General features: G+C 40.9%; 2 protein-coding genes. Both read right to left on the minus strand.

What is annotated here, in order from left to right:
• Nucleotides 1-49 precede the first annotated feature (49 nt).
• Entirely contained in the window at nucleotides 50-964 is a 915-nt protein-coding gene (locus tag ACESTK_RS20415; protein WP_195993199.1) for an IS3 family transposase, read from the minus strand.
• Complete coding sequence (locus tag ACESTK_RS20420; protein ID WP_207746649.1) at nucleotides 961-1,245, minus strand: transposase; 285 nt, start codon at nucleotides 1,243-1,245, stop codon at nucleotides 961-963. The genes ACESTK_RS20415 and ACESTK_RS20420 overlap by 4 nt, the downstream gene beginning before the upstream one ends.
• Nucleotides 1,246-1,341: the final 96 nt, after the last annotated feature.

Genomic DNA, 1,341 nt, shown 5'->3' on the forward strand with positions numbered 1-1,341 from the left:
TGGTACTATGTCAAGATTTAGTACAAGTTAAAATGAGGTTTTCCCCATCTTAACTTGCCATTGGCTCTTCGTTCTGTTGCAATCTACGGTATAGTTCTTCGTAGTCATTTGGTGACATGTAATCGCAATGACTATGGATTCGCTTGGTGTTATAGAATGCCTCCAGATATTCGAATACCAAGCGATATGCATGATTATAGTCGCGGATTTTGAAGCGATTCAGCCATTCGCGCTTGATCAGTGAATGAAATGATTCAATGCAGGCATTATCCCATGGATAAGCCTTTTTAGAATAACTGCACTGCATGTTTGCAGTGACACGTTTGTATTCCTTTGAAACATACTGTACGCCGCGATCGGAATGCATAATCAATGGTTCTTCAATTTTTCGTTTTGCCTTGGCTTTGTTTATTGTTTCAATCACGCAGGACACTTCCAATGTATTTGACAATGTCCAGGCAATGATTTTTCTGGAATATAAATCCATAATACTGGTCAAATAGACGAAGCCATCTATCGTCCAGATATAGGTAATGTCAGAACACCAAACTGCATTTGGCCGTTCTGGATTAAATTGTTCATCAAGGATGTTTTGAAGTTTGCTACTGAAATCGGAGTCTCTTGTGGTGATTGTCCACGGCTTTACCCACTGAGCCTTAATGCCCATTTGTTTCATGTACTGCCCAACAGTACGCTCAGAAATAGTTTCTCCTGTTTTGCGTAACACTTGTGTGATTTTGGGAGCACCGTAATTCTGTTTAGATTTATCGTAAATATCCTTGATTTTGGCTTTTACTGATTCCCGACGCTTTTCAGCATTGGAAGGAACATGTTTCAACCATGCGCGATAGCCAGAACGTGAAACGCCAAGTATTTTCAACATTCCGGAGACAGAAACACGGCGTTTAGCCTTGTGGGCTGCTTCTGCCCTCTCAGTAACTTCGAGGTAAATGGCTTCCGTCATTTTCCCAGAATGTTGATGGCTTTTTTTAATACATCAAGTGCATCCTGCGCATCACGTAGTTCACGCTTTAAACGTGCAATTTCCTTTGCTTCATCAGAAGCATAGTTGCCAGAACCACGGCTCTCAATGTCTCCGGTATCACGCAGTTCTTTCTGCCAGCGAGACAGTGTCTGATGACTGATTCCTAAGTTTGAAGCGCAACCCTGCAATCCTAATTCTCTGTGATCATGATAATACCGGATTGCATCCAATTTAAATTGTTTGTCATAGTGCTTTGCCATAATGAGATCCTCCTTCAGTGCGGTAACTACATAGTACCATAAAATTTGTAATTAGGGATTCTCATTTTGACTTGTACTATTTATATTCTAGCACCA

The organism is Ruminococcus sp. Marseille-P328, from assembly GCF_964249465.1.
Classification (GTDB): Bacteria; Bacillota; Clostridia; order Lachnospirales; family Lachnospiraceae; genus Blautia_A; species Blautia_A faecis.

What these genes read in the sequence shown, in the direction of transcription:
- ACESTK_RS20415 (WP_195993199.1), bottom strand. Translation starts at nt 964, where the DNA reads ATGACGGAAGCCATTTACCTCGAAGTTACTGAGAGGGCAGAAGCAGCC.
- ACESTK_RS20420 (WP_207746649.1), bottom strand. Translation starts at nt 1,245, where the DNA reads ATGGCAAAGCACTATGACAAACAATTTAAATTGGATGCAATCCGGTAT.